This window comes from Pirellulales bacterium (assembly GCA_033762255.1).
GTDB lineage: Bacteria > Planctomycetota > Planctomycetia > Pirellulales > JALHPA01 > JANRLT01.
This window is the reverse complement of sequence record JANRLT010000006.1, coordinates 38405-63638: the sequence shown is the minus strand read 5'-3', so window position 1 is coordinate 63638 and position 25234 is coordinate 38405. Positions and strand designations below refer to the sequence as shown.

Annotated in this window: 20 protein-coding genes; 8 read left to right on the top strand and 12 right to left on the bottom strand. The window is 55.9% G+C overall.

Annotated features, from left to right (window positions below; genetic code table 11):
• Positions 1-6 precede the first annotated feature (6 nt).
• The 4 genes from SFX18_00940 to SFX18_00925 all read right to left on the bottom strand — a co-directional run bounded on the left by SFX18_00940 (position 7) and on the right by SFX18_00925 (position 6948).
• The gene (locus SFX18_00940) at positions 7-2184 is read right to left on the bottom strand and encodes a hypothetical protein (GenBank protein ID MDX1961684.1); all 2178 of its coding nucleotides are present in this window, start codon (positions 2182-2184) and stop codon (positions 7-9) included.
• Positions 2181-2651 carry a hypothetical protein gene (locus tag SFX18_00935; protein ID MDX1961683.1) on the bottom strand — a complete coding sequence of 157 codons (471 nt, stop codon included), beginning with the start codon at positions 2649-2651 and terminating at the stop codon, positions 2181-2183. Before SFX18_00935 ends, SFX18_00940 begins: the two co-directional genes overlap by 4 nt.
• Positions 2652-2805: 154 nt before the next feature.
• Positions 2806-6387: an aminotransferase class I/II-fold pyridoxal phosphate-dependent enzyme gene (locus SFX18_00930; protein ID MDX1961682.1), complete on the bottom strand. Its 3582-nt coding sequence runs from the start codon at positions 6385-6387 to the stop codon at positions 2806-2808.
• A 228-nt stretch (positions 6388-6615) separates the two neighbouring features.
• On the bottom strand, positions 6616-6948 hold the full coding sequence (locus SFX18_00925) for a hypothetical protein (GenBank protein ID MDX1961681.1): 333 nt from the start codon (positions 6946-6948) through the stop codon (positions 6616-6618).
• 37 nt (positions 6949-6985) lie between these two features.
• Here SFX18_00925 and SFX18_00920 point away from each other — a divergent pair, with 37 nt between their 5' ends.
• The 3 genes from SFX18_00920 (at position 6986) to SFX18_00910 (ending at position 10855) form a co-directional block, all read left to right on the top strand.
• A complete protein-coding gene (locus tag SFX18_00920; protein ID MDX1961680.1) occupies positions 6986-8278 on the top strand; it encodes a molybdopterin molybdotransferase MoeA in 1293 nt (430 codons plus the stop codon).
• Positions 8279-8370: 92 nt separating this feature from the next.
• A complete protein-coding gene (gene lnt / locus SFX18_00915; protein MDX1961679.1) occupies positions 8371-10290 on the top strand; it encodes an apolipoprotein N-acyltransferase in 1920 nt (639 codons plus the stop codon).
• 142 nt (positions 10291-10432) lie between these two features.
• Positions 10433-10855: a secondary thiamine-phosphate synthase enzyme YjbQ gene (locus tag SFX18_00910; GenBank protein MDX1961678.1), complete on the top strand. Its 423-nt coding sequence runs from the start codon at positions 10433-10435 to the stop codon at positions 10853-10855.
• Positions 10856-10877: 22 nt separating this feature from the next.
• On the opposite strand, the gene SFX18_00905 is transcribed toward SFX18_00910, so the two are convergent.
• On the bottom strand, positions 10878-11258 hold the full coding sequence (locus SFX18_00905; protein ID MDX1961677.1) for a hypothetical protein: 381 nt from the start codon (positions 11256-11258) through the stop codon (positions 10878-10880).
• A 342-nt stretch (positions 11259-11600) separates the two neighbouring features.
• Here SFX18_00905 and SFX18_00900 point away from each other — a divergent pair, with 342 nt between their 5' ends.
• Positions 11601-12833: a hypothetical protein gene (locus SFX18_00900; protein MDX1961676.1), complete on the top strand. Its 1233-nt coding sequence runs from the start codon at positions 11601-11603 to the stop codon at positions 12831-12833.
• A gap of 211 nt (positions 12834-13044) precedes the next feature.
• The gene (locus tag SFX18_00895; protein MDX1961675.1) at positions 13045-13608 is read left to right on the top strand and encodes a transposase; all 564 of its coding nucleotides are present in this window, start codon (positions 13045-13047) and stop codon (positions 13606-13608) included.
• A 96-nt stretch (positions 13609-13704) separates the two neighbouring features.
• Here the strand turns inward: SFX18_00895 and SFX18_00890 are convergent, their stop codons facing one another.
• A complete protein-coding gene (locus SFX18_00890; protein MDX1961674.1) occupies positions 13705-15042 on the bottom strand; it encodes a PQQ-binding-like beta-propeller repeat protein in 1338 nt (445 codons plus the stop codon).
• A gap of 234 nt (positions 15043-15276) precedes the next feature.
• Here SFX18_00890 and SFX18_00885 point away from each other — a divergent pair, with 234 nt between their 5' ends.
• A complete protein-coding gene (locus tag SFX18_00885; protein ID MDX1961673.1) occupies positions 15277-15624 on the top strand; it encodes a (2Fe-2S) ferredoxin domain-containing protein in 348 nt (115 codons plus the stop codon).
• A 10-nt stretch (positions 15625-15634) separates the two neighbouring features.
• Here the strand turns inward: SFX18_00885 and SFX18_00880 are convergent, their stop codons facing one another.
• The 6 genes from SFX18_00880 to SFX18_00855 form a co-directional block, all read right to left on the bottom strand.
• On the bottom strand, positions 15635-17008 hold the full coding sequence (locus SFX18_00880) for a cyclopropane-fatty-acyl-phospholipid synthase family protein (protein MDX1961672.1): 1374 nt from the start codon (positions 17006-17008) through the stop codon (positions 15635-15637).
• Positions 17009-17103: 95 nt separating this feature from the next.
• Positions 17104-17925: a DUF1365 domain-containing protein gene (locus SFX18_00875; protein MDX1961671.1), complete on the bottom strand. Its 822-nt coding sequence runs from the start codon at positions 17923-17925 to the stop codon at positions 17104-17106.
• Between the two features lie 246 nt (positions 17926-18171).
• Positions 18172-19536 (bottom strand): FAD-dependent oxidoreductase, encoded by a 1365-nt coding sequence (locus SFX18_00870; protein MDX1961670.1) that lies wholly within the window; start codon positions 19534-19536, stop codon positions 18172-18174.
• Positions 19537-19746: 210 nt separating this feature from the next.
• Positions 19747-21315 (bottom strand): diguanylate cyclase, encoded by a 1569-nt coding sequence (locus SFX18_00865; protein ID MDX1961669.1) that lies wholly within the window; start codon positions 21313-21315, stop codon positions 19747-19749.
• Positions 21316-21634: 319 nt separating this feature from the next.
• Positions 21635-22288 carry a molybdenum cofactor guanylyltransferase gene (locus SFX18_00860; GenBank protein MDX1961668.1) on the bottom strand — a complete coding sequence of 218 codons (654 nt, stop codon included), beginning with the start codon at positions 22286-22288 and terminating at the stop codon, positions 21635-21637.
• Positions 22285-23907 (bottom strand): acyl-CoA carboxylase subunit beta, encoded by a 1623-nt coding sequence (locus SFX18_00855; protein MDX1961667.1) that lies wholly within the window; start codon positions 23905-23907, stop codon positions 22285-22287. The genes SFX18_00860 and SFX18_00855 overlap by 4 nt, the downstream gene beginning before the upstream one ends.
• Positions 23908-24323: 416 nt before the next feature.
• Here SFX18_00855 and raiA point away from each other — a divergent pair, with 416 nt between their 5' ends.
• Positions 24324-24623: a ribosome-associated translation inhibitor RaiA gene (gene raiA, locus SFX18_00850; GenBank protein ID MDX1961666.1), complete on the top strand. Its 300-nt coding sequence runs from the start codon at positions 24324-24326 to the stop codon at positions 24621-24623.
• A gap of 116 nt (positions 24624-24739) precedes the next feature.
• Entirely contained in the window at positions 24740-25213 is a 474-nt protein-coding gene (locus SFX18_00845; protein MDX1961665.1) for a PTS sugar transporter subunit IIA, read from the top strand.
• Positions 25214-25234 lie beyond the last annotated feature (21 nt).

Genomic DNA, 25234 nt, shown 5'->3' with positions numbered 1-25234 from the left:
TAAACTTCACTTTTCTTGAAAAAATCGCTCATCCAGTTGCCGCTGTCCCCGGGCGATGTAATACGCGACCAACTCTAAACGCAACGCCCGTGGAGAGAGTTGCTCCGCATCCCAGCGCGCGGCCAGGGCCGCGTGCGTGGTCCGCGCGGCGGCCAGCGCGGCCACTTGCTCCCGGGTGCGCCCCGCCACCGACGGGGGATTGGGCCCTTCCAGAATCGCTAGCCGCGCGTTGGCATAATCCCGGCTATTGCCAAAGGCGATCTCATCCAGCGTTTCCACCACGGCTCCGGTCTTTGCGGCCGCCACCAAATCCATCTGCGCGGACACGTTCGCCGTATTGGCCAGGGCCTGCGCTAACAGGGGATTGCCCGTGGAAGCCTGGGCCAATTTGGTTCGCAGGGACTGCAGCGCGTCGGGAGATTCATTCAGCGGCACTGTCCGGCAGCGCATGGCAAAGTGGTCAAAAATCGCTTCTTCCACCTCGCGCCGGGGATCATACATCGGTTCGCGCTGCCCCACCCATTGCATGCGCGGAGCCAACAGCGCGCCCGTGGGACTAATAAAGTCCTCGCCAAACGCCAGGCCCAACTGGGCAAAGTTTTTTTGTGTCAGGCCGATCGAGCCGGATTCGCTAATGGGAAAAAATTCCTCGCGGGGTCGGCCGGTGGTCTGCGAACAGAGCAGCAAAAATCCCGCGCAGTACGTGTGGATCCGGGTTCCCCGCAGCGGCTTATCCCGCAGTTCATAGACGCGATCCGTGCGAAAATTTAGATCAAACGAACTGGGATTGCCGATGCATTCGGCCGCGGCGCTGCCAATTTTAGCCGCCAAGCGGGGATCCTCGTGCCGCAAAAAGCAATAATGCAACGTCCGCGAAAGGTAACTATCCACATTGGTCGCGGGAATGCTGGAACCCCGTTCCGGCAGATCCACGATCACCATGCGCCGCTGGCCATCCGCGTCTTTTTCTTCCGCGACCACGCCCACATGCGTGAACAGCCCCGGCGATAGCTCGGTCAGCATATTATAGGGAGAGGGGTTGCGCATGAGGAGCCAATCGCCGGGCATGACCTCGACCGGTCCATAGCGAAAGGCGGGTTCGGTAACTCCCCGGCGCATACGCTGGTCCAGCCAGGCGCGTAGATCGGCAAATTCGGCCTGTTCGGCGGCGGAAAGTTGATCACGGGGAATGCGGGAGAGTTGTTCGTAGCACTGGGCCGGAGTGATGGCCGGCAGATACTCTTCATCGTCAGCCCGGGGAGGTTGGGGCAATCCGACCGCGCGAATCGCCTGGACCGCGGCCAGGCGGACGGCGGGAGGCTGCGCCGGGGTTTTTAGCACTTCCACCAGCGTGGGGAACAGATCGACCGCCCGGGTGGCGGCCGCCATGCGCAATATTTTCAGTTTGATCCGGGGATCGAGCGGGGCTAGCTGTTCTCCCTCTCGCGGAACGGGGTCAATCACCGCATCCGCCAGCACAATCGCCGCGATAGATGACTCATACCGCGCGCAAATATCCAGCAACTGTTCGTAATCCGCCGGCTGTTCGGCCAGGGCGTTAGCCGCCCCCTCCACCGCGTCCCGTTGCAAATACCGCAACCGGCCCGCCAGGTCGATTAGCGTGGTGTTGATTTGCAGCCAGGTGATCAGGGCTGCCTGCCGAACGGACCGGGCCGCCTCGTCCGGGACGGGCCAATCCGCGAATTGGACGCGCAGCTCCAACATACCGGCCAACTGGCGATCAACTTTTTGTTTGGCAATCAGCAGATATCCCGTCTGCTTGAGCAGTTCCGTCGCCTGAACGGGAGAGAGCGCGCCCTCCGCGGGAATCTGCGCCGTCCCCATGCGGGCCACCTCCACCGACCATTGTTCGATGCTGTTGGCAACCTTTACGACCGCGGGCAGATCCACACCGGTCAGTCCTCGGACTCCCGCGGGACGCGTGACTAACAGTCGCTCCAACTCCGCCAACCAGCCAAACAAGTTTTGCGCGGGTGTCACCGCGGCGGGCAGGGCTGGCTGCGCGCGGGAGGCCGGCGGATTGGCGGGCGGGGCGTTGGCGGAGGATGGTGGAGCCTTCTCTGGCTGTCCCCTGCCGACGGAATGCGGACCTAGGCCCATCAACACCGCGCAGACCAGCCCCGCGGTGCCTGCAATCCCGCACGCCCTGGAAACTTTTTTCACCACTCGCCGCTCACTTTTTTACCGTTGCGTACACGAATTTTTAAGAGTCGCTGCATGCGCTCTTGCAGCGGCTGCCATTCGGCACCTGCCTTGGGCAATGATAATTCCTGCGGAAATTCGCACAGTCGACCCTCGGCGTCCACTTGCACAAAACCCATCAGGCCATCCATCCAGGGGCTGTTATGGTGGGCCCCCGGCGCGCCGATCAGACCTACCACCATATACGCGCGGGCGATATGCAGGGGGAGGCCCCGGATTTCGACAATCTCCCCCACATTGACCGGGCGATAACACTCCAGATTTAGCACTCGCCTTAACAGCAAGTTAGCCCCCTGCCCCACGGCCCGGGCGGAGGTGGCATAGGCCGACTCCAATGCCAGCCGCAATAACGATCCGGCGTACAGCGTGCCATGATGATTGGCATCCGCCGGCAGGATCAAGCGATGCGAACTAGTAACGGCGGACACGGGAACATTCGCCAATAAAAAAGAGGGAAAATATTATCAAACAACCGTCCAGTTTAACCAACAGGTATCATAAGTGAACCACCGCTGAAAACAAAGCCGGACAAGAAGTGTTTTTTCCGGGCCTGCCCGGGCACTTTTGTACCACGGCGTCCACTTAGGCGTCTTTCCCTCCCACGGCCACCTGGGGACCACGGGTGGCGGGCAAGCGGGTGGGGGCCTGGTGGAGATGGCGGGGATCGATTTGCCCTAAAGTCTCACCCACCGCCTGCACGGTGCGGCGAATTTGGGCCTCGCTATGCAGCGACGTGATAAAAAACCGCAGCCGCGCCGCGCTTTCTTCGACAGCGGGGTACAAGATCGGCTGCACATTGATCCCTTGTTGAAACAGCGCCTGCGACAACCGCAGACAATGCAACGAATTGCCCAGGATCACCGGCACCACCGGCGAATCCTGGCTGGAACCGGTATTCAACCCCGCCGCCTGGGCCAAGTGCAAAAAGAGCCGCGCATTGGCATGCAAGCGGGCCACCCGTTGGGGTTCGGCGGTCAGCAGCCGCATCGCGGCCAGCGCCGCGGCGGCATTCGGCGGCGAAATACCCACGCTGTACACAAATCCCGGTGATGTGTACTTCAGATACTCCACCAACGCCCGCGATCCCGCGATATAACCGCCACAACTGCCGTAGGACTTGCTGAGGGTCCCCATCCAAATATCGATTTCCCGTGGATCCAGCCCGAAATGCTGTGCGATCCCGCGTCCCTGTGAGCCCATCGTGCCGGCGGAGTGGGCCTCATCCACCATCAAAAAGCATTTGTGTTGTTGCTTGAGGCGGACAAACTCGGGCAAGGCCGGGTAATCGCCATCCATGCTATACACTCCCTCGATCACAATCAGCACCCGGCGGTAATCCCCCCGCAAATCCGCGAGCAACCGGGCCAACGCCTGCCAGTCATTATGGGGAAAAGGCCTACGCCGCGCGCCGCTAAGCAGGCAACCCTGGATAATGCTGTTGTGCGCCAGCGAATCATGCAGGACCAAGTCCCCCGGACCCAGCAAATGGCCAATGGTGGTCTCGTTGGTCGAATGCCCCCCCACATATACGATCGCGTCTTCCACCCCCACAAAGCGGGCGATAAATTGTTCCAACTCCCGGTGAAGGGGTTTTTCACCCGATACCAACCGGCTGGCCGACACGCTGGTCCCATATTGGTCGATGGCGGCTTGGGCGGCCTGCCGCACGACGGGATCACCGGACATGCCCAAATAATTGTAGCTGGACCAATTGATCAGCTCGCGGCCATTGATCAGCGTGGTGTCGTTGGTGATCCGTTCATGCTGTTTAAAATAGGGATTCATCACCCCGGCGGCGGCGATATTGGCCATGTTCTGCTTAAGGGCCAGGTATTCGGGGTAGAGTTCAAAATTGTAAGCTTCGGGGGGAATTTCGGCGGCGGCCGCCCCTTTTTGGCGGGGTGTTTTTCCCAGATATTGTTCGATGCCGCGGACCACTTCGCCGCAGGTTTCCATTTGGGTAAGGACCGCCTCGGGAAAGCGTCCGCCAAAGATATCCTCCAACGAAGAGACAATTTCCATCCGTTCAATGGAATCCAATCCCAATTCCAAGATATTGGTATCCAGGGTCAACGCCCCGGCCCGTTCCTTGGCGACGCGGCGAACTTGTTCAAAAACGATTTTAGCGACATTTTCGGTATAGTCCCCGCCGGCGGATGCCGCCGCGGCGGCGCCGCTCTTTGCGGCGGATGAATGACCCCGTGCCATGCCCAAATGGTCCCGCCCCGCGGATTCGTCCCGATGATTCTGCGCGTGCGGGGGGGTCGGGGCTTGCTGGCCAAAGCTATGCTGGCCATTCATTTGAAATCCGCAGGCATCCAACACCAAATCCCCGGCTTCAGAGGGAAGCGCGCGGAATTGCCCATCGTCGCGATTCTGTGGAGCGTGCGACTGTCCGGACCACCATTGATCGATGATTTCCAGCGATCCTTCGACCAGCGCGCCCTTGCAGGCATGGCGTTGAATTTTACCGCTGCTGGTCTTGGGGATGCTCCCCGCCTTGATCAAAATAATTCCGCTGACGGGTAGTTCGTGTTTGACCGCGATCGCGCTTTGCATGGCGGCGTATAAGGGCTGAAATGTCTCCACGCCGCGATGCTTGCCTCGTTCGATTTCCACGACGATCATCAGCGCTTCCCGGCCGTCACGTTCCATGGCAAAAGCGGCGCAAGCCCCCGCCTTTAAATCGGGATGGCAGATTTCCAATGTCTCTTCGATATCCTGGGGATAATGATTGACGCCATTAAAAATCAGCATGTCCTTAAGCCGCCCGGTAATGAACAGCTCGCCATCGCGCAAAAATCCCATGTCCCCCGTGCGCAAATACGGCCCTCGGCCCGAATCGCTGAGTCGCGCTTGAAAGATCTGCCGCGATAACTCTGGTTGATTCCAATACCCCTGCGCGACGCTAGGCCCCGCCACCCAAACCTCCCCCACTTCATCCGGCTGGCAGCGGGCCAAGGTCTGCGGATTGGCAATGACAATCTCTTCATCGAGCAGGTGTCCACCACAGCCCACCAGGGGGCGGCTATGGGGATCATCCTGCGCGGCTTCGATGATTTGATGCCGCTCAAGCCCCTTGGTGTCATAATAACGGACCACGGGGGGCTTGGCCCGAAATCCACCGCTGACGATCAGCGTGTTCTCGGCCATGCCATAGCAGGGATAAAACGCCTCCCGCCGAAAACCACAAGGCCCAAAAAACCGGGCAAAGGCCTCCAGCGTGTTTTCGCGAACCGGTTCGGCGCCATTAAAGGCCAATCGCCAATAACTTAAATCCAGCGTGTCCCGCTGCTGCGGCGAGACTTTTTTGAGGCAGAGGTCATACGCAAAATTCGGTCCTCCGCTAATGGTGGCCCGATAACGCGAGATAGCCTGCAACCAACGAAAGGGCTTTGTCAAGAAATGAACCGGCGACATCAACACATTCGGTTGGCCCGCGTACAGCGGTTGCAATATTCCGCCAATCAAGCCCATGTCGTGATAACATGGCAGCCAAAACATCCCCACCTCGCTGCGGGTATGTTCAAAGGCATAGCTAATCAACGCCGAATTATGCAGCAAATTTGAATGCGTCAGCACCACCCCCTTGGGCGATCCCGTCGAGCCGCTGGTATACTGCAAAAAAGCCAGGCTTTGCCCATTAACGAGGGGCTTTTGCCATGACTTTTCACCATTGGGTTCCAATTGATCGGTGGCCAGCCATTTCATTTGCCGCAGGTGGGGCGTTTCATCCAAAATATCCAACGTGCGGTTCAGGGTTTCCTGGTTAGTCAGGGCTACGCGGGCCTGGGCATCGACGCTAATTCCCTGGATACGCTGGAGATTGCGATTACGCCGCGGGGGATAGGCTGGAACAGCCACCACCCCCGCATACAAACAGCCAAAAAATGCCGCGATAAAATCCAACCCGGCGGGATACAACAGGATCGCCCGCTCTCCCGTGTAGCCTTCCGCCTGCAATCTGGCCCCTATCGCACGAGCCTGGCGGTCCAACTCGCGATAGGTCAAATGTAACTCTTCGTTTTCACCATCGACTAAAAACGTATAGGCCCGATCATGCCCCTGGTGCATCGCCCGGTGTTGAAGCAAATCCACCAGGTTGGAGGGACCAAAAAAAGAGCCTGGCAGTAAGTCGCGATGCATTTCCGTTGTAATGCTCATTTCAGCTCGATTGCCCGATCAACGCGGGAAAGCTGGTGAATTTGCGGTTTGGAAACGTAATTCAAATAGAATTACTTTTTGCCCGGCCAAAAAATCATGGACAATGAAGCTGGCATGGTGCAAAGGGTCCGTCGGTCAAAATAATCTAGCAATCTCAAATATCGGCGGAATTCTGGCGATTGGTGTGGAAAACTCCCTGAGGCTGGCTTAGCCGATCCGATAACTTCCCTAATCCATCCAGCCCCCCTGGCTCATCCTTTCCTGCAACTCGTTTTTATGGCACAAATCGCCCGGCATGATGTTTGGCAATCCTTCGTGCCACATCAACTTCCATCCGCTAACACTTTTTGCCCTGCTGCTCCCGCCGACGATAATACTGGCGTTTTCCATGTACAAATCTACCAAAAACATAGTTTTCCTGTAACCCGCCCGTTTTGTTCCCCCGTGCCGTAGGAGTTTTTGCTCACCGGGTATAACTTTTCCCCATTGCCATCCTTCCACGAAACATAACATAATACTGCTAAAAGACTTAATGCTATTGCCCCAGCTCAATTGGGGCATGTTTCCCTTCCCCAAAGAATCCGCTCAGCGTTGATATATGCCAGATTTACTTAGCGTTGCCGCCGCCCGGGAAACGGTACTTTCTGTCGTAAAGCCTTTGACGGCAACGACTTTGCCCCTAGATAAGTCTATCCATCTGGTCTTGGCGGAGGAGATCCATAGTACCGGGGACTCCCCTCCATTTAGCAAAGCTATGGTTGACGGCTATGCCGTCGGTGACGCCAATCTAGGCGAGGGAGAAATCCTGCAGGTCACTCAGGAAATTTTTGCTGGAGCGGTTTCGCACACCCCCCTGCTGGCGGGTCAGTGCGCGCGGATTATGACCGGAGCACCTATCCCCACGGGCACCGCCGCCGTGGTCATGCACGAACGGACACGTCCGGTTGATCTGACCGCTAACGCGGAAAAGTTGGCAAATGCTTCATTCAGTGGCGACCAACCCCATACGATCCAACTTTTGGAAAGCACAAAAGCTGGTCAAAATATCTTAAAAAAAGGGGCAGCCATCTCGGCGGGGCAAAGCTTGTTGCAGCCTGGACAACCTCTCTCTCCCGCGTGCATTGGACTTTTGGCTGATCAAGGAATCACCACTGTGGCGGTCCATCCCCGTCCGACCGTGGCTATACTAAGCACGGGGGATGAATTGGTGCCGATTGGGCAAGAACCCGTGGGGGCGCAAATACGCAATAGCAACAGCCATTTGTTGCAAGCGGCTATTCACATCGCAGGGGGCGAACCGCGGGTCATTGGCATTGCCCGGGACAATTTGCCAGAATTACGGCAAAAAATTACGCTGGGCTTAAATGCGGATATTTTGCTGTTGTCCGGCGGCGTATCGGCGGGACTGCTCGACCTGGTCCCCCAAGTGTTACAAGAATTAGGAGTCCGCAAAGTCTTTCATAAAATTCGTCTCAAACCAGGTAAACCGCTGTGGTTTGGCGTGTATGAGCCGGAAAACCAAATCGCGCCGGAAATCACACGAACACGCACGCTGGTCTTTGGCCTGCCAGGAAATCCCGTCAGTAGCGGTGTCTGCTGCGAACTATTTGTCAAACTGGCGATTGCCGCCCTACGCGGCCTGTATGTGGAAAAGGCTATTTCCACCCAGCCAGCGCTATTGGCCAACGATTTTATCCATCGTGGCGACCGGCCCACGTATTTTCCCGCGCGATTGGAAAAACGGGGCGCGCACATCTGGGCGATGCCACTCAAGAGCGCTGGCTCGGCGGATTTGCTGGCGTACGCCTTGGCGGAGGGGCTGATTGCCTTTCCCGCGGGCGATAAGGAGTATTTTCCCGGGGATAACGTAGAGGTTTTACCTTTATTTTAAAACGCAAAATCAACGCGCCCTGATTGCGCTGTGTAAAATCATATTTTGCCGCGTGGACATAGCGCAAATATATTCAAAGAAAGCCAACTGTCATGGAAGATGCATCAATCACCACGCTACCGCCAGCCGCTCGCCCCGGCTCCCCGTGGCAAGAGGTTTTACATGGCACGCTGTTCTCCGCCATGCTGGGGAGTGTCCTGCTGGCGCTGAGCTTTCCTCCCATCGATTTGTGGCCATTGGCATGGGTGGCCACGCTTCCCTGGCTGCGCTTAATCGCATTGCCGCGACTTCCCGGTTGGCGGCCGTATTTATCGCTTTATCTAGCCGGGATGGTCCATTGGCTGCTGGTGTTACATTGGCTGCGATTGCCACATTGGATGACGGCTATCGCGGGCGTGCTCTTATGCGCGTACTTGGCGGTGTACTTACCCTTGTTGGTGGCAATCTCACGCGTGGCGGTCCACCGCTGGCGGTGGTCGCTACCGCTGGCGGCACCCTTGGTTTGGATGGGACTGGAATTTGCGCGGCAGTGGTTTCTGAGCGGTTTTAGCATGGCCTGCCTGGCGCATACACAGCATCGCTGGCTAACGCTTATCCAAGTGGCCGAGCTTGGGGGTACGACGCTGGTCAGCGGGGTGGTGCTGCTACCGGCGGCCTGGCTGGCCAGCGCCCTCTGGCATGAGCGCATCTGCCGACGCCAAATGATCGGCGAGGGAGTGATCGGCGGAGGAGTTTTGGCCGCGGTTTTGATTTATGGGCACTTTGCCCTGCGACAATCTCTTCAACCTGTCATGACCGCGGCGCTGATCCAGGGAAACTACGACACGACTTTTGATCCCGACACCGACAAAACCACGCCCGTCATGCGGGAGTATGGCGATTTGACCCAAGCGGTCGGGTTGGCCGTCCGGCGTCAGAGCGACCCGAAAGTTTTCATCCCGCCAGAGCTGGCCGCTCATGTCACTCGCGTGGAACAACAGTTATCCATGCTGCCACAACCAGTGCGGCAACTCGATTTACTAGTCTGGCCGGAATCAATCTATCGCTATCCCCTTTCGTCGTTTGCGGAAGACTTTTTGCCGCCGCCCGAGCTGAAAATGCCACCAGCGGAATTTGCCGACAAGGTTGCCCGGCAGTTACAAGATTTTCTTTGGTCGCGGACGGTTTTTCTACCCCGCGTCTCCCAGGGGGAGGTAGCTCCCCAGGCCACGATTGGTAGTTTTTTGATCGGTGCGGAACGCGTCCACTTTTTAAAAAGCACTTTGGAGGAACTGGCAAATAACAAACCGCGATTCGAGCGTTATAACTCGGCCGCTTTGTTTGCGGGAATGCCTGCGCCGAGCGGTAATTCAACAAGTCTTGACTTTTATGACAAACGGCATCTGGTCCTGTGCGGCGAATATATGCCGCTGGGTTACTACTTTCCTTGGATTTATGAATTAACACCGGTGGGGAGGGGTCTCAATCCGGGAATCGCGGCCCGTAGTCTACCAGTGCCAGTCGCCGGTCCCGTCACGGGGATTTCGCCACAAATCGCCCCGCCCCCCGCTGCTAGCCCGCCAGTCCGCATCTCCCCTAGTATTTGTTATGAAAACGTGCTGCCCCAAGTGATCCGCAGGCAAATGCTGGAACTGCACGCCGCTGGCGAAACGCCGGATGTGCTGGTGAATCTGAGCAACGACGGCTGGTTCTTTGGCAGTAGCGAGTTGGATTTGCATTTGGTGTGCGGGGTGTTTCGCGCAGTGGAGACGCGGCGGCCAATGCTCATTGCGGCGAACACCGGCTTTTCCGCGGCGATCGACCCCTTGGGTAGAATTACCGCCCAGGGAAAACGGCACGCCCCGGATATCTTAATCGTGCGGGCACAAATTTTCGCGGACCCCCCGCGCGACTGGCTGAGCTTTTATGTGCGGTACGGGGAGTTGGCGGGCATGCTGGGTCTGGGGTTATGCTTGGGCGTGGTATCAACCGCAATTTATCGTTTCTGGCACCGTTCACAATTCAACACTTAATGTAGGGAGGATCGTGATCTGACGTGTATGAGAATACTTTCAAACCGGAATCCGATGTGTGAAAACACCTTTGACTACGGCGGAACTACGATTTTTGGCGGAACTCGTTCCGCCCTACGACTCCGGATAAAATAATGATTCCATGAAATCCCTCACCGAATACCTGACGTTTCACATCCCCGCGCGGAGGGGATTTCTGAACATTACCGACACGGTGGCCCAACTGGTCGCGCGCAGCGGCATCCAGGAGGGGCTATGCCTGGTCAATGCCATGCACATCACGGCCAGCGTATTTATTAACGACGACGAGCGCGGCCTGCATGCCGATTACGAACGCTGGCTGGAGCAACTAGCCCCCTTTGACGCGTCCCCCGCGCGCTACGCGCACAACCGGACGGGGGAGGACAACGCCGACGCGCACTTAAAGCGGCAGATCATGGGCCGGGAGGTGGTTGTGGCGGTGACGCGCGGCAAGCTGGATTTTGGCCCGTGGGAGCAGATTTTTTACGGCGAATTCGACGGTCGGCGCGACAAACGGGTGCTGGTGAAGGTGATCGGGGAGTGAGTTGCAAGCAGAAATAGTGCCATTATGATTTTTCTAATGTTGCAGGCAATTCACCCTGAATTATTCCTGCAATATCCCAAGCGCTAAAAACCGCTACAACGGTTTCGATGGACTTCTCACCTCGTTGGACTAGCTTGACAATTGAATAAACAACTGGTCCTGTGGGTGCATTATTTTCGTATTTCAACTCATGACCCCAAACCGCAAAGGACTTACCCTCCTTAAATAAGACGGTAAACTTCTGCAATTCATTTATTGGTGCATTCGCTTGCTTCGAATCTCCAGCCGTCTGACCAGAATGTTCTGGAACCGAATTATAAATATTGCCGCGTTGTTCATTCGCATCTTCAATATACTCGTTATGAAATTGGCTACCAAAGCGAGAATGATCGGATTGTGACATAAAAACACTCCTATAGTATGTAGTTACAACGGGGAAGTTTAAGTACAGTATATCAAGCTCAGAATTCGGGAAATCATCATTTTTACTAATTGATCACGTTGAAGCCTAACAATCTGACAAGCATCACCCGAAACGAGTTTTTAGCTTTAGACAACCTGCAACCCACTTGCAAAATGCCATGTTCCGTAAAATTTCCTCTCCTCACTCCACAATTCTCTTTCCCTTTGGCCAAAAAATCATGTAATTTATGTCTGCGGCCAAGAGCCGCGCGTTAAATCGCAAATTGTTCATCCCACACATCCCCCACTCGTCCCCAACACCTCCCCACCACTCGAGTCAACCATGAGCCACGAATTTTTATTTCCCGCCAAGTTGCAGCGCCGCGATCTATTAAAACTGGGAGCCACGACCGCCGGCGGGATTTTTGTAGGGAGCGCGTTACTCGATGGTTCGTCCGCGAACCTGTCGGCCGCCGATGAAAACGCGATCCGGGCTAAACGGGCCGCCGAGGAAGCCAAAGTTCGCGCCGCCGAAGCGGACGCCCGCGCGGCGGTGCAAAACGAATTAGCCAAGAAAAACGCCGCCATCCAGGCCCAAAACCCCGCAAAACTCGGCAGCGGCGAGTGGACCTTTACCCTCGACCCGACTTGGGGCAAATTGCCCGAGGGGATGTCCTTTGGCTTTGGTTGCGGAATTGTCGCGGATGCCGCCGACCGCATTTATGTGACCACCCGCTCCACCTCTCCTTGCGTGGCGATCTTTGACCGCGAGGGGAAACTGCTGGAAACTTGGAGCAAGGACTTTGGTGACCACATTGGCTATGACACCCAACAGATCAAGGACACCGCGCACTGCTTGTATTGGAGCAAGGAAGGAAACGAAGAGTTCCTGTACTTTACCGAAAACGTAGCCGGTGGTAATGGCAGTCCCCGCATCGGTGCCCGCGTGTACAAGACCGACCTGCACGGCAAGGTGCTGTATACCATTGGCAATGTGGAACAAGAAAATTCAACTGCCCAAAAGTTTGATTGGTCCAACCCCACCGATGTGGCGATTGCACCCAATGGCGATATTTACGTGGTTGACGGTTACGGCAGCCAGCGCGTCAGCCGCTTTGATAAGAACTTTAAACACCTAAAAACGATCGGGGGTCCCGGCAAGGAACATGGCCAGTTTAGCACCTGCCACGGCGTCTGGGTGAGTACGCTAGGCAAGGAACCGGAAGTGTACATCGCTGACCGGGCCAATGGCCGCTACGAGGTGTTTGATCTTGATCTAAAATACAAGCGAACCGTCAGCGGCGACTTCGTCCGTAATCCTTGCTGCTTTTACCAGCATGGCGGGCACTTGTATATTCCCGACCTGGCTAGCATGGTGACAATCATCACGCCTGACGACAAACCGGCCGCGGTCCTCGGCGACGGCAAGGGCCAACAGGCGGAACTGTTCCAGCATGGCCTGGCCGATAAGTTCCAGGCACCCCATGCCCTGACGGTCGACTCCCAGGGGAGCCTCTACGTGCTGGAATGGGTGCCTTACGGCCGTGTGCGTAAGTTCCGGCATACACCGGCGTAGGGGGGGGCAGGGGCGAGCGGTAGGCGTTAGCCTGCCGGTAACGGCGAGCGGCAGGCATTAGCCTGCCGGTATCAGCGCTACCGGTAGCGGTCAGTAATCCGACCATTTTTCTTGATTGTTTTTCTTCTGGACTCTTGACACTCATTCAGAACATATGTACACTACCTGAAAGGTGAAGAACATTTCCCAAAATCAACTTGTTTTGTGATGTATGAAAAATATCGACCGTATTTGGTTTTTGACTTGGACAACGTATGGGACATGGTTGCCTGGCGAGGAACGCGGCTTTGTCACCAAACAGCGCACTTTAGCTGGCCGTAACTTTATTCATAATCGACCAGGCACAAGTATAGATCATTCAGTTGAACCCTTGGCGTGCTATTCGCACTCTCTACTTAAACAGCCGCCAGTTTATCTAACAAGAATGCATGCGGAACAACTACTGCCACAGTTTTTAGAAACCGGAAATGTTCGGAATTGGACATTATTCGCAGTGGCAATAATGCGCAATCATATCCATTTAATTGTAGGAGTACCCGGAGATCCGATCCCTGAAAAAATACTGGGCGATTTTAAGAGCTATGGCAGTCGCAAATTGAATCAAGTTCAGGTGGATAGTCCCCCGCCAGCTTGGTGGACTCAATCCGGCTCGAAGCGAAAGATCACAGGTGAAAACGCAATTCGAGCGGTTGTGCGGTATATTCAGAATCAAAAAAGTCCGCTCTTAACTTGGGCACATGAACTTTTTGAAAATGAACGTGTACTGGAAAAGTAAAAGTAAGAGACTGGGGTTAGATAGTGAATTCCGTGCATACCGGGAGACTCACGTCTCCCGCTCGCCATACCGGGAGACTCACGTCTCCCCCTCGTCTCACTTTCCCACGCAGTACAGATACTTATTCGTTCGGATAAACAAATTCCCCCCGCAGACCGCGGGGCTGGCATTCGCGTCGGTGGCATCATCGGCAAATTGGTTTTGGGCCAGTTGTTCAAACTTTTCCCCCGGCGCGTAAACAAACGTTCCCGCGCGGCGGCTGACGGCGTACAGCTTATCCCCGATCAGGCCCACCGAGGAGTAAAACGCGTTCCCGCGAAAATCCTCGTTCCCCCGAATCCGCTGACGATAAACTTCCTTGCCGGTGGCCGCATCCAGGCAGACCGCCAACCCTTTTTCGTCCACCCAATACAATTTGCCATCGTGAACCACGGGTGACGGGACATAAGAGCCTTGATTGCTGGTCCAAACCACATGCGTCGCCGTGACGTCCCCGCGTCCGCCGGTTTTGACCGCCGCCGATCCGCCCCCCCGGCCACCGGTCACATAAACCACCCCGTCATGCGCGACCGCGCTGGGGGATGCATTTCCCGGCACTGGTACCTGGGCGAACCATTTTAGCTTGCCGTTCTCCGGATTTAGCCCCCAAACCTCGTTCGCCACCTGCACGACCAGTTCGGTCTTGCCATTGGGTTGCTCCACCAGGATCGGCGTGCTGTAGCTGAGTTCCAGCGTGTCGCCGGGGGACTTCCATTTGACCTCGCCCGTTTTTTTATCAAGGGCATAAATCGCCAGGCTTTCCTCCGACGCGTTAATAATCACCAAATCCTGATACAAAATTGGGCTGGCGGCCGATCCCCAACGGCGGTTGCTGGATTGCGTACCAAGGGAAACCTGCCAGAGTTGGTTCCCTTCTAGGTCGTATGCCAACGCCCCGCTCTTGCCATAAAAGACATACACCCGCTCACCGTCACTGGTGGGCGTGCTGCTGGCATAACCATGCTCATTTAAAAAGCCCTGGGCGTCATCCTCGGGCAAGATAGCGTTCACGGTTTTATCCCACAGAATCTTGCCATCCACGCGATTCACGCAGACCAGATGCCGCCGCAAATTTTCCTGATTCCCCCCCCCTTCGGTCCCATAACCGGAATAACATGTGACAAACACCTTATCGCCCACGATGATGGGGCTGGAAGAGCCATAACCGGGCAAGGGGGTTTTCCATTTCAGGTTTTCGGTATCGCTCCAGGTGGTTGGGACGGTCTCATTACTGATGCCGCTCCCATTGGGGCCGCGAAAACGGGCCCAATCTTCGGCGGAGAGCGCCGTGACTTCGCAAAAAAACAGACTCTGGCTAAATAGCAATGCCTGGCAAAGCAACAGGCTCCAGCCGGAGGAAAAAGAACTCGCGCGAGTGCTGGCAATACGGGACATGGCAAAAAATCCTGAAATTTACCGTTGAGTTGTTGATTTCGGTGAAACTATTAAACACCGCGAGAGCCAAAAAGTCCCGCGAATTTTCTGAATGACGCCTAATACAACTTGAAATTTTATGTAATTTGCATATTTCTTTTATTTCTTGCGGCTAACGTTGACTGTAACTTCTTGCTATTCTTGTATTTCTTGCGGCTACTGTTTCTTTACTTTATTTGGCTCAATTTCGCGGCCATGCCCAAATTTACCTGCCATCTCTTTGTCTGCTGCAATCAGCGTTCCGATGGGCATCCCCGTGGCTGTTGTGATCCCGCGGGCAACGAAGAACTTCGTGAAAAGCTTAAATCCGCGGCGGCGGCCCGCAAACTTTCTCCTGCGGTTCGCGTCAACAAAGCTGGCTGCCTGGACCAGTGCGAACTCGGGCCTTGCCTGGTTCTGTATCCCCAGGAAATCTGGTACGGCCATGTCACCGCCGCCGATGTCGATCGCATCCTCGACGAAACCGTCATTGGGGGGCGGGTCATCCCCGAGTTACTCATTCCCGATGAGCAACTCAACAATCCGCTGTTGCGCAAAAAATAGGGAGGCACCTCTAGGCCAATACTAACTGCGCCAGGCCAATCTGCCGCTCGCGAAATCCCGCCTCGCAGTAACAAAAGTAATACTCCCATAACCGCAAAAACGTCTCCGGATAACCTAATGCGCGTATTTTATCCAGATTCTTATTAAACTCCCGCCGCCACAAAGCCAACGTGTGAGCGTAATGCGCCGAAAGATCCTCTAGCTGGACAACCCTTAGCCGCGTGGCCCGCGTCAAGGATTGGCAAATGGCGGTCACGCTGGGTAAACAGCCGCCGGGAAAAATATATCGCTGAATAAAATCAACCCCCCGGCGATATTGGTCAAACTTTTGATCGGCTATCGTGATGGATTGCAGGGCAAACTTTCCCCCGGGCTTGAGAAGCTGCGCGCATTGGGAAAAATACCGATCATAAAATTGGTGGCCCACGGCTTCCAGCATTTCCACGGAGACCAATTTGTCATATTGTCCGCGTAACTGGCGATAATCTTGCTCCAAGAGGGTGATCCGGTCGGATAAACCCGCGTTGGTGATTTTGGCGCGGGCGTGCGCGGCTTGCTCGCGCGAAATGGTGGTGGTGGTCACCCGGCAACCGTATTTGCGCGCCGCATGCAGAGCAAAAGCCCCCCAGCCAGTGCCAATCTCCAGCAGATGATCACCTGCGCGTAAATCCAGTTTTTGGCACAAGTCGTCAATTTTGGCCAGTGAGGCGGACTCCAGATCGGTTTGGGGGGTGCTAAATCGCGCGCAAGAGTAGGACAGCGTGGGATCGAGAAACTGGGCAAAAAAATCGTTCCCTAGATCATAATGCGCGGAGATATTTTGGCGGCTGCCGCGAACGGTATTGCGTTGCCACCAATGCAGCAACACATGCCCCACCCGTTTCAGCCAGGCGGACCCTCCATCCAGCCGCAACTCCTGGGTGTTGCGGAGCATCAACCGCAAAAAGTCCGTTAGTTCACTTGCCCGCCACCAACCACGGGCGTAAGTCTCTCCCGCAGCCAGGCTTCCCCCCAGGGCCAATTCGCCATACAAGCGGGGATTTAGTATTTCCACCGAGACCGGCGGAATCTGCGAGAAGCAGTCATCCGCAAACATAGTCGCCAAATCAACTTGACCGGCGGGGCGGGTAGGCGGAGCGCTGGATGCAATCTCGGTTCGGCCAAATGTTTTTACAACGTTTCCCTCGCGCAGCACGAGGGTCCCCGCGCGTAACCGATTCAATCGCCCCCAAAATGCTTGTTGCCAGCGGCGGTAAAACCACGAGTTTTTCTCCCGCGAGACCACGGGGTGGGAACTATTTTCCTCGGGGCGTCGTGGATGGATGGGCAGTAAACGCAACGGTACGGCGGGAGACTGCGGCAGGCTTGGCGAACCAGATTGCATAACGAATTTAAGGCAAAAAAGCTTGCGGAAAAAATGAAAAATCAGACAAAGTCAAATGGCAACTAAGATTTAACGGGATGATTGCGAAAACGGCGCTACGCACTGTTGACCAGGGGAGGACTGGCCGGGGAAGTCGGCGCGGAATCGAGAGTGGCGCCGGGATGGGGATAGTAGCGGGCTCCTTTCCACCATAGACAGAGCGCCTGCCAATAAATCCCCGCCGTGGCCGCCAAGGGTTGCAGCGGATAGCGGCAGAGGGCGTATGCCAGCGCCCGGCCCGAGATTTCGGTCCGTCGCAACGTCAAACACGCGGAAAACTGCCGCGCGGTGCCCCGCCAGTTCTCCAATTGAATTGCCAACTGGTCGCCGGGCAATGTCGAATGCCACCGGTATTCATGGTCCATGGGCATAAACGGCGAGACATGAAACTCCTTGGCCCATTGCGAGGAAAAATGATTGGCCTGTCCGGCAGTGTTATCTATGTTGCTGGATTCCCCCGGACGCAGCACATAGCAATGCCGCTCCAACCAGGGTGTGTTGCTAACCTCCGCCACGATTGTTTCGACCCGTTGGTCCGCGGCGTCAAAGCAGTAATAAACCGTCAAGGGATTAAAGTAATATCCCCCCATGCGTAAAAAAGTCAGCAATCGGACCGGTCCCCGGGGTGGCTCGCCTGTCCGGGTGGAAACGAGTTCCGCCACCGACTCTTCCAGCGGAACCGCCGGATCGCCAAAATGGTCCCGTCGCAAAAACGTGGCCCAGCGGGCTTGATTTATCCCCCAAAACCAGCGTCCGGCAAACACCCGGGGGGCTTCCGCCAAATCCAAATACAACCAAAAACCCCGAGCGGTAAAGGCGTGGGACCATGGGACAAAGCGACGATGGCTTAAATGACCAAAATAGAGCGCGCTTTGCATGCAACTAGCGTAAAGGCACAAAATTTACCCAACAAACGCCTGGGATGATACCCATTTACAACCAACTTTAGCACTTTGTCCAGTTTGGACAAGTACTGAATTTTTCGGCATTTTGACCCATAGGATGCGTCGCGGCTAGTTTTAGCGAATGCTGCGGGTCCTATTTTGCGAAAAACCGCTGGGATTCAAATTTTATGAAATAAAAATTGACTTTTTTCAGCTCGGCTTACTTGCCACCAAGGGACGTTAATATCCGGCAAAGGAGTAAACGGGGAGGGGGTTTTTACCTTTCATACTCGCATCTGTGGTAACTTGGGCTTTTTCCCGGGATGTTACGTTAGACGGTCCTTCGGCTAAGTTGAATTCCGCTTCGCCATCGACGCCCAATCCACGCGCCACCCGCATCGCGCTCCAGACACCATCTTCGTGAAAACCATTCCGCCAATACGCGCCGCAATAGTGCGTTCGGTTGTGACCGCTTATCTCGCCGTGCCTCGCCTGGGCGGAAATCCCCGCGGCGGTAAAAATCGGATGCTCAAACGTCAATTCCCGGATAACACGCCGGGGATCAATATCGCGCTCGGGATTGAGGGAACATAAAAATTCCACGGGCGCATCCAACGATTGCAACCGATTGAGCCAATACGTTACCGCCGCTGGCTGCCCCGATGAACGGGAGACGCGATAATTCCAACTGGCCCATGCGCGGCGACTACGCGGCAATAGCCGGGTGTCGGTGTGCAGGATCGCCCGATTGGACTGATAAGGAAGGCAAGATAAAATTTCGCGCTCGGCGGGGGTGGCATCCGCCAAAATCCGTAGGGTTTGGTCGCTATGGGTGGCAAAAATCACCTGGTCAAAATGTTCCGCTTGGTTGCCGGTGCTGGTCACCAACACCCCGGAGGCGTGGCGTTCCACGCGACGGACGGGGGAATTTAACCTAATCGAGGAGACCCAAGGAGCGGTGAGGGCCTCCACATAGTTTCTCGCGCCGCCGATAATAACCCGCCACACAGGCCGGTCCTGTAATTGCAATAAACCATGATTGACAAAGAATCTTACAAAAAACCGAGCTGGCAAATTGAGAATGTCGCGGGGATCGGCGGACCAGATCGCCGCCGCCATGGGCAGCAAATAGAGTTCGGTAAATGCCGTGCCAAAGCGTTCCGCTTGGAGGTACTGACCCAACGTTGGTTCCACCGGCTCATTTAATAATCGCGGAGCCAGCCGGTTAAAGCGCAGAATCTCGGCCAGCATTCCCCAAAAACGGGGCCGGAGTAAATTCACACGCTGGGCAAACAAACTGTTAAAATCGGACCCGCAATACTCCCAACCGGTTCGCTCGCAACTAACGCCAAAACTCATATCGCTGGGCTGGGTCTTTACACCTAATACGTTCAATAACCGTGAAAAGAGCGGATAAGTGCGGGTGTTGTACACCATAAAGCCGGTATCCATATTCCAGCGATTTCCCGCGTGTTCCACCTGAACGGTATGGGTGTGCCCCCCCAGGGTGGGCAAAGCCTCCAAGAGTGTAATTTGGTGATGGCGATGCAACAGATAACCGGCGGTCAAACCAGAGATTCCACTTCCCACGATCGCGATGCGCATGGCCACTGTACCACAATTTAGCCGGAAAAAATGCTGTTGCCCGGATGTTGAATGCCCGCAGGAGTCATTGCCCGGAAAGAATTTCCGGGTCAAAACATTATCATAGACAGCACTTGGCAGGCAGGGAGAGGGTGGGCGGCGCAAGAAATCTCAGCCCGCCGCGTCAGCCAGGGACAACTATCTCAGCCCGCCGCGTCAGCCAGGGACAACTTAAGGCTGAAAGACCTGTTGGCAGTGGCCCAACAGATCGTTCACCAGATCCTGCATGCAGGTGGCTCCGCCGACTACATAGGGGACCACATCTTCAACAGATTCTGTGGTCTGCAGTTGGTCCAACAAATATTGGCTTTGACGCATGAGGGTGGAGATGGTGGCCTCCATGCTGCGCAAGGGACGTCTACCGCCGTCCGTATCGGCATCGAATGAATCTATTGTTTTGTTGGCTTGGATCCAGTTGGAAAACCATCGCAAGAAGGAATCGCGACTGATAATTCCCACCGGTTGCCCCCCGCGGACGACGACCACGCGGCGGATGGAGACGCGGCACAAAAATTCAAATATTTCCTTGGCCGGGGTTTGCTCGTCATAAGCCACGACATTGGTGACCATGATATCGCCGACGGTCTTGCGCCAACCGTCCAGTCCCACATCCAACAGCATGATGTCCTTTTCACTGACGATGCCGACCAGTTTGCCATCGTCATCCACGACGGGAACGCTGGCAATCCGCAATTGCAGGACTAATTCGACCGCTTGCATGATGCTGTCGTGCTGGTTGAGGCACATGACCAGCGTGGTCATCACATCGCGCGCGGGAATCCGCGCCAGCGGGTGGTCCTCTAATTCGGCATTGCCAAAGGGATCCAGCATGGGATCATTCAGTTGGGAATAGCGAATCACCCGGTTGCGGCCGGTGCGCTTGGCCACTAACAGTCCCTGGTCCGCCTGATCGATCAATTTGTCGGGATCTGGCGTGTCCTCCAACTTTTGGGCCACGCCAAAGCTGGCCGTGATTTGCAAGGTTTTTTCGCCGCTAAATACCAATGTTTGCGCCAGGCGCAGGCGAAACCGATCCGCCCAAGTCGCGGCTCCGGCTTCGTCGGTTTGGGTTAACAGGACGACAAATTCCTCTCCCCCGAACCGGCAGACATAATCACTGGGTCGGCAGCATTCCCTTAGTAAATTTGCCACGGCGACCAGCACCATATCCCCCGCGTGGTGGCCATGTTCGTCGTTGACTTTCTTAAAAAAATCCACATCCAAAACCACCACGCTTAGATCGCTTTCAAAACGTTCGGCGCGGGACCATTCCCGCGTAAGCTGGGTGTGAAAAGTGCGCCGGTTCATGGCTCCGGTCAGCGAGTCCGATTCGGACAACTGTCGCAAGTTGCGCTCTAATTGCACGATTCGCTGCGCCGCCCGCAAGCGGGCCTTTAACTCCACCGGAGAGACAGGCTTGGACACGTAGTCGTTGGATCCGGCCTCTAGCCCCGTGGCGATATCCTCTGAACTATTCCGCGCTGTCAATAAAATGGAATAAACAAAATGCGGCAGCTTGGCCTGTTGCACCCGCCGCAACAATTCCAGGCCATCCATGCGGGGCATATTCCAATCGGTAATCAAAATATCGGGACAGCGCTGATTGATTTGTTCCCAGGCGGCAAGGCCATCCTCGGCCGAGTTGACTTCATATTCGTCCGCATTCAAATACATTTGCAAGATCCGCAGCACGGTGGGATCGTCATCGACCAGCAAGATGGAACATTTGGACAGGGACATGGTCACAATCCTGACGACAAAATGAAAATTCGTGGTGTGCCGCTCAAAGATCTCAAAGCCAGGGCATTGCGCAGCGCGGGATGGCACCGCCACCGCGGAAACTGACCAAGTGTAGGTTATTTCCCCGCCGCCACCCCCAAAATACAGGAGATTCCTTGCGGTTTACGACAAAGTGGCCCCAAAATCTCCCCTTAACAATCCTCCCGGGCGGCATAACCCCCCCTTCCCCACCAACGGGGCGGCCCTGGATCGATTTTTCGGCGTGGAAAAAGTCCTTGCAGTGGACACACCACGGTGTTCAAAATCTGTCCGCTCCCCTTTAAGGATGAAACATCTGTTGAATATGCTCCCAATCCCGCGGCGTATTGATATTTAGCAACGAACGCAACTCGGGGTCATGCTGGCAAATTTCCGCCACTGAAACGTGCTTGATCCCCCATCCCTCCGCGGGGGGCGTGCCGTCCCCCGCAACCGTCCGCAGGGCGCGCCACAGGCTTTTTTCTCCATGCTGGGCCATTCCAGCAAAAGTTTCCGCTAAATCGGTCCGGTAGACAGCCATTAACGGCTGGTGATACCCGTCTGCCACGGGCACTACCACCGCGTACCGCGTTAATTTGGCGAAAAGGTGGCTGATGACCCCCCGCTGGGGAAACGGCATATCACAGGCCGTGACAAAAGCCGCGCTCACATTCCCTTGAAGATGCTTTAGTCCCGCCGCCACCGCCGCCAACGGTCCAGCCTGAGGTTGGGGATCGCGTAGAATCCGCACTTGGGCGGGGAGTGGCGGCAACCGTTGCCCGGGCGCGGCCACCACCACCAAGGGATCGACGCAGTTACTGAGCAAGCGGCAAACTCGCGTTAACAGCGGTTCCTCCCCCAGCAAAAGCCATTCCTTCGGCTGGCCCATGCGGGTGCTTTCCCCTCCACAGAGAACCACCCCCCCCAAATCAGCAATGGGCGCTAGTTCACTCACACTTGAAACACCCCCCAGCGGCTAGGCTCGGTGCTGACGGACCGGGTGACAATATCCAGCACCTGAATGAGCACGCCCCGGGTTTCCACGGGAGTGATGATCGCATCCACCCAACCATGCGCGGCGGCATAGCGGACGTCCATTTGGCGTTGGTAATCGGCCTGGACTTGGGCACGGAGCAATTCGATTGCTTCCTTGTCAGGAGGCGCTTGGCCTGTCGTGGTAAGGCTTTTTTGCATGACCTCGGTCAGGGTGTTGGTGGCTTGCGCTCCCCCCATGACCGCGCATTTGGCAAGGGGCCAGCCAAAAATAAACCGCGGATCAAAGGCCTTGCCGCAGAGGGCGTAGTTTCCCGCGCCAAAGGAACCGCCAGTAATCACCGTCACTTTGGGGACGCGACTATTGGAAATGGCGTTGACCAGCTTGGCCCCGGCCTTAATGATGCCCGCTTGCTCGCTCTCTTTACCCACCATAAAGCCATTGACATCCTGCAAAAAAACCAGCGGCAGCCATTGCTGATTGCACAGCATGACAAACCGCGCGGCTTTTTCCGCGCTTTCGACGTACAGCACGCCGCCAAACTCGTATCGACCCTCGGCATTTTTGACCCGCTGTTTTTGATTCGCCACGATTCCCACCGGATACCCGCCAATGCGGGCCATGCCGCAGACCACCGTCTGTCCATACTCTGGCTTATATTCCGCCCAGGACTCGGCATCCACAACTCCCCGCAGGACCGCGCGGATGTCGTATTCCCCTTGGTTTTCCCCGGTCAAAAAGGTTTCCAGGGTAGCGGGGTCGCGCGCGGGATCCCGCGCGGGGCCGCGGGTAAACGGTGCCGCCGGATCTGGCGCATCTTCCCGTGCCATGCCGCACAGATCCCTCAGGGCCTGTAAGCAACTGGCTTCATCGGGGAAACGGGCGTCAATGGTTCCGCTCATGCGGGCGTGCATGCCCGCCCCGCCGAGGGTTTCATGATCGGTCTCTTGACCGATCGCGCTTTTGACCAGCGCGGGTCCCGCCAGATAGAGGCCGCTGCCCTCGACCATGAGTAACTGGTCGCAGAGCACCGGCAGATATCCCCCACCCGCGACGCAGTTCCCCATGATCGCGGCCAGTTGGGGAATTCCCGCCGCGCTCAAAACGGCGTTATTGCGAAAAATCCGCCCAAAGTCGTCTTCATCGGGAAAGACATCTTCTTGCAAGGGCAAAAATACCCCGGCCGAGTCGACCAGGTATATCAATGGCAAGCGATTTTGAAAGGCGATCTTTTGGGCGCGCAAGACTTTTTTAGCCGTGGCCGGAAAAAAAGCCCCCGCCTTGACCGTGGCATCATTGGCAATGATCATTTGTCGCCGCCCGGCCACCATGCCGATCAAGGTGACCACTCCGGCCGCCGGTGCGCCCCCCCATTGGTCGTACATTTGCCACCCCGCCCAAAGACCAAGCTCCAGCACGGGGGAACCGGGATCGAGCAATTGATTGATGCGTTCGCGGGGGGTGCCGCGTTGTTTGGCATGTTGTTTGGCGATGGCGGCGGCCCCGCCTCCTTGCCGGAGCAACCGCTCTTGCTCGGTCAAGTCGGCAATTCGTTCTTGCAATTTGGAAATTTCCGCCATACACGTGATCGCAAAAAAACGGGAATAAAATTTGAAGAAAATAACCGGACGGGCCGCTGGCACGAATATCGCCCCCCAAAAGGGGAACTACCACACCCACCCCGCTTCAATTTTACCCGTAAAACAGTGATGAATCGCCAGGATAGCCCCAGTAGGGCAAAAAAACTTGATCCAACGGGTTGGCCCCCTTCTGCGTATGATTTTTGCCAAAATGAAGAGATAAAACGAGAGCCATTTGAGCAAACCGCCTCTAAACGCTAAAATCGGGACTAGGCGGTTTTTTCCGCTGACACATTTGTAGTTGATGGGCGGGAATAGCTGAATGAGCACGATAATCACGTGGAGCGGTGGTTGATATCATCCCCATCGGGATTTTCCGCCGCCACACGGAATACTTTATTGCAGGAGTTTCACTGGTGCAGGTAAAAGTTTCCGCACGACATGGCCATTTAAGCGAGGCCAATCAAGCAAAAATCCGCGAAAAAGCGGAGCACTTGACCCATTATTACGACCGGATCACCATGATCCAGGCGATCGTCGATTTGGAACAGCAAGCAACCGTAGGGGTGGAGTTGCTGGTTTCGGTCGAGCCTTCGCACGAGTTTGTGGCCACGGAACGGGCCGGGGAACTCACGAAGGCCCTGGACGCGGTCATGCACAAAATGGAGCAGCAACTCCGGAAATACAAGGAAAAATTGCAGGATTCCCGCGGTTAAGGCCGCTTCCCATTGTTATCAACACCGGAGCCGAGGGGCCGACTTTGGCCGTTTACCGGTGCGCATCCATATCGAGCAGCCACCTTTGAATTTGTCCGTCAGAAAGGAAGTAGGCAATGAAGTTTGCCGATTTCATTTGTTATCCGGCGATTATCCCCAAACTTTCCGCCAACACCAAGGAAAGCGTCATCCGTGAGATGTCCTCAGCCTTGCAAGCCGCGGGAAAATTCCCCTTGGGAGAGTTGGATAGCATAAATAAAGCCATCATGAAACGGGAAGAGTTGGGGAGCACGGGAATTGGCCGGGGGGTGGCCGTCCCCCACAGTAAGCATCCCAGCGTTGCCAAGCTGGTGGGAACCGTGGCTCTTAGCCCCTCCGGGATAGATTTTGAAAGCCTGGACGGCGAAAAAGTGCAGTTGCTTTTTTTGCTCGTTTCGCCTCCGGATCGTCCGGGGGACCACTTGCGGGCGCTGGAAAACATCTCCCGCTTGTTGCGGGATGATACTTTTTGCACCGCCCTAAAAAACGCCAAATCCCAGGCGGAGATTCAGGAATTATTGGAAAAAGCGGACGCGCAGGGGCACCATTAGCACGGTGACACCATTAGTACG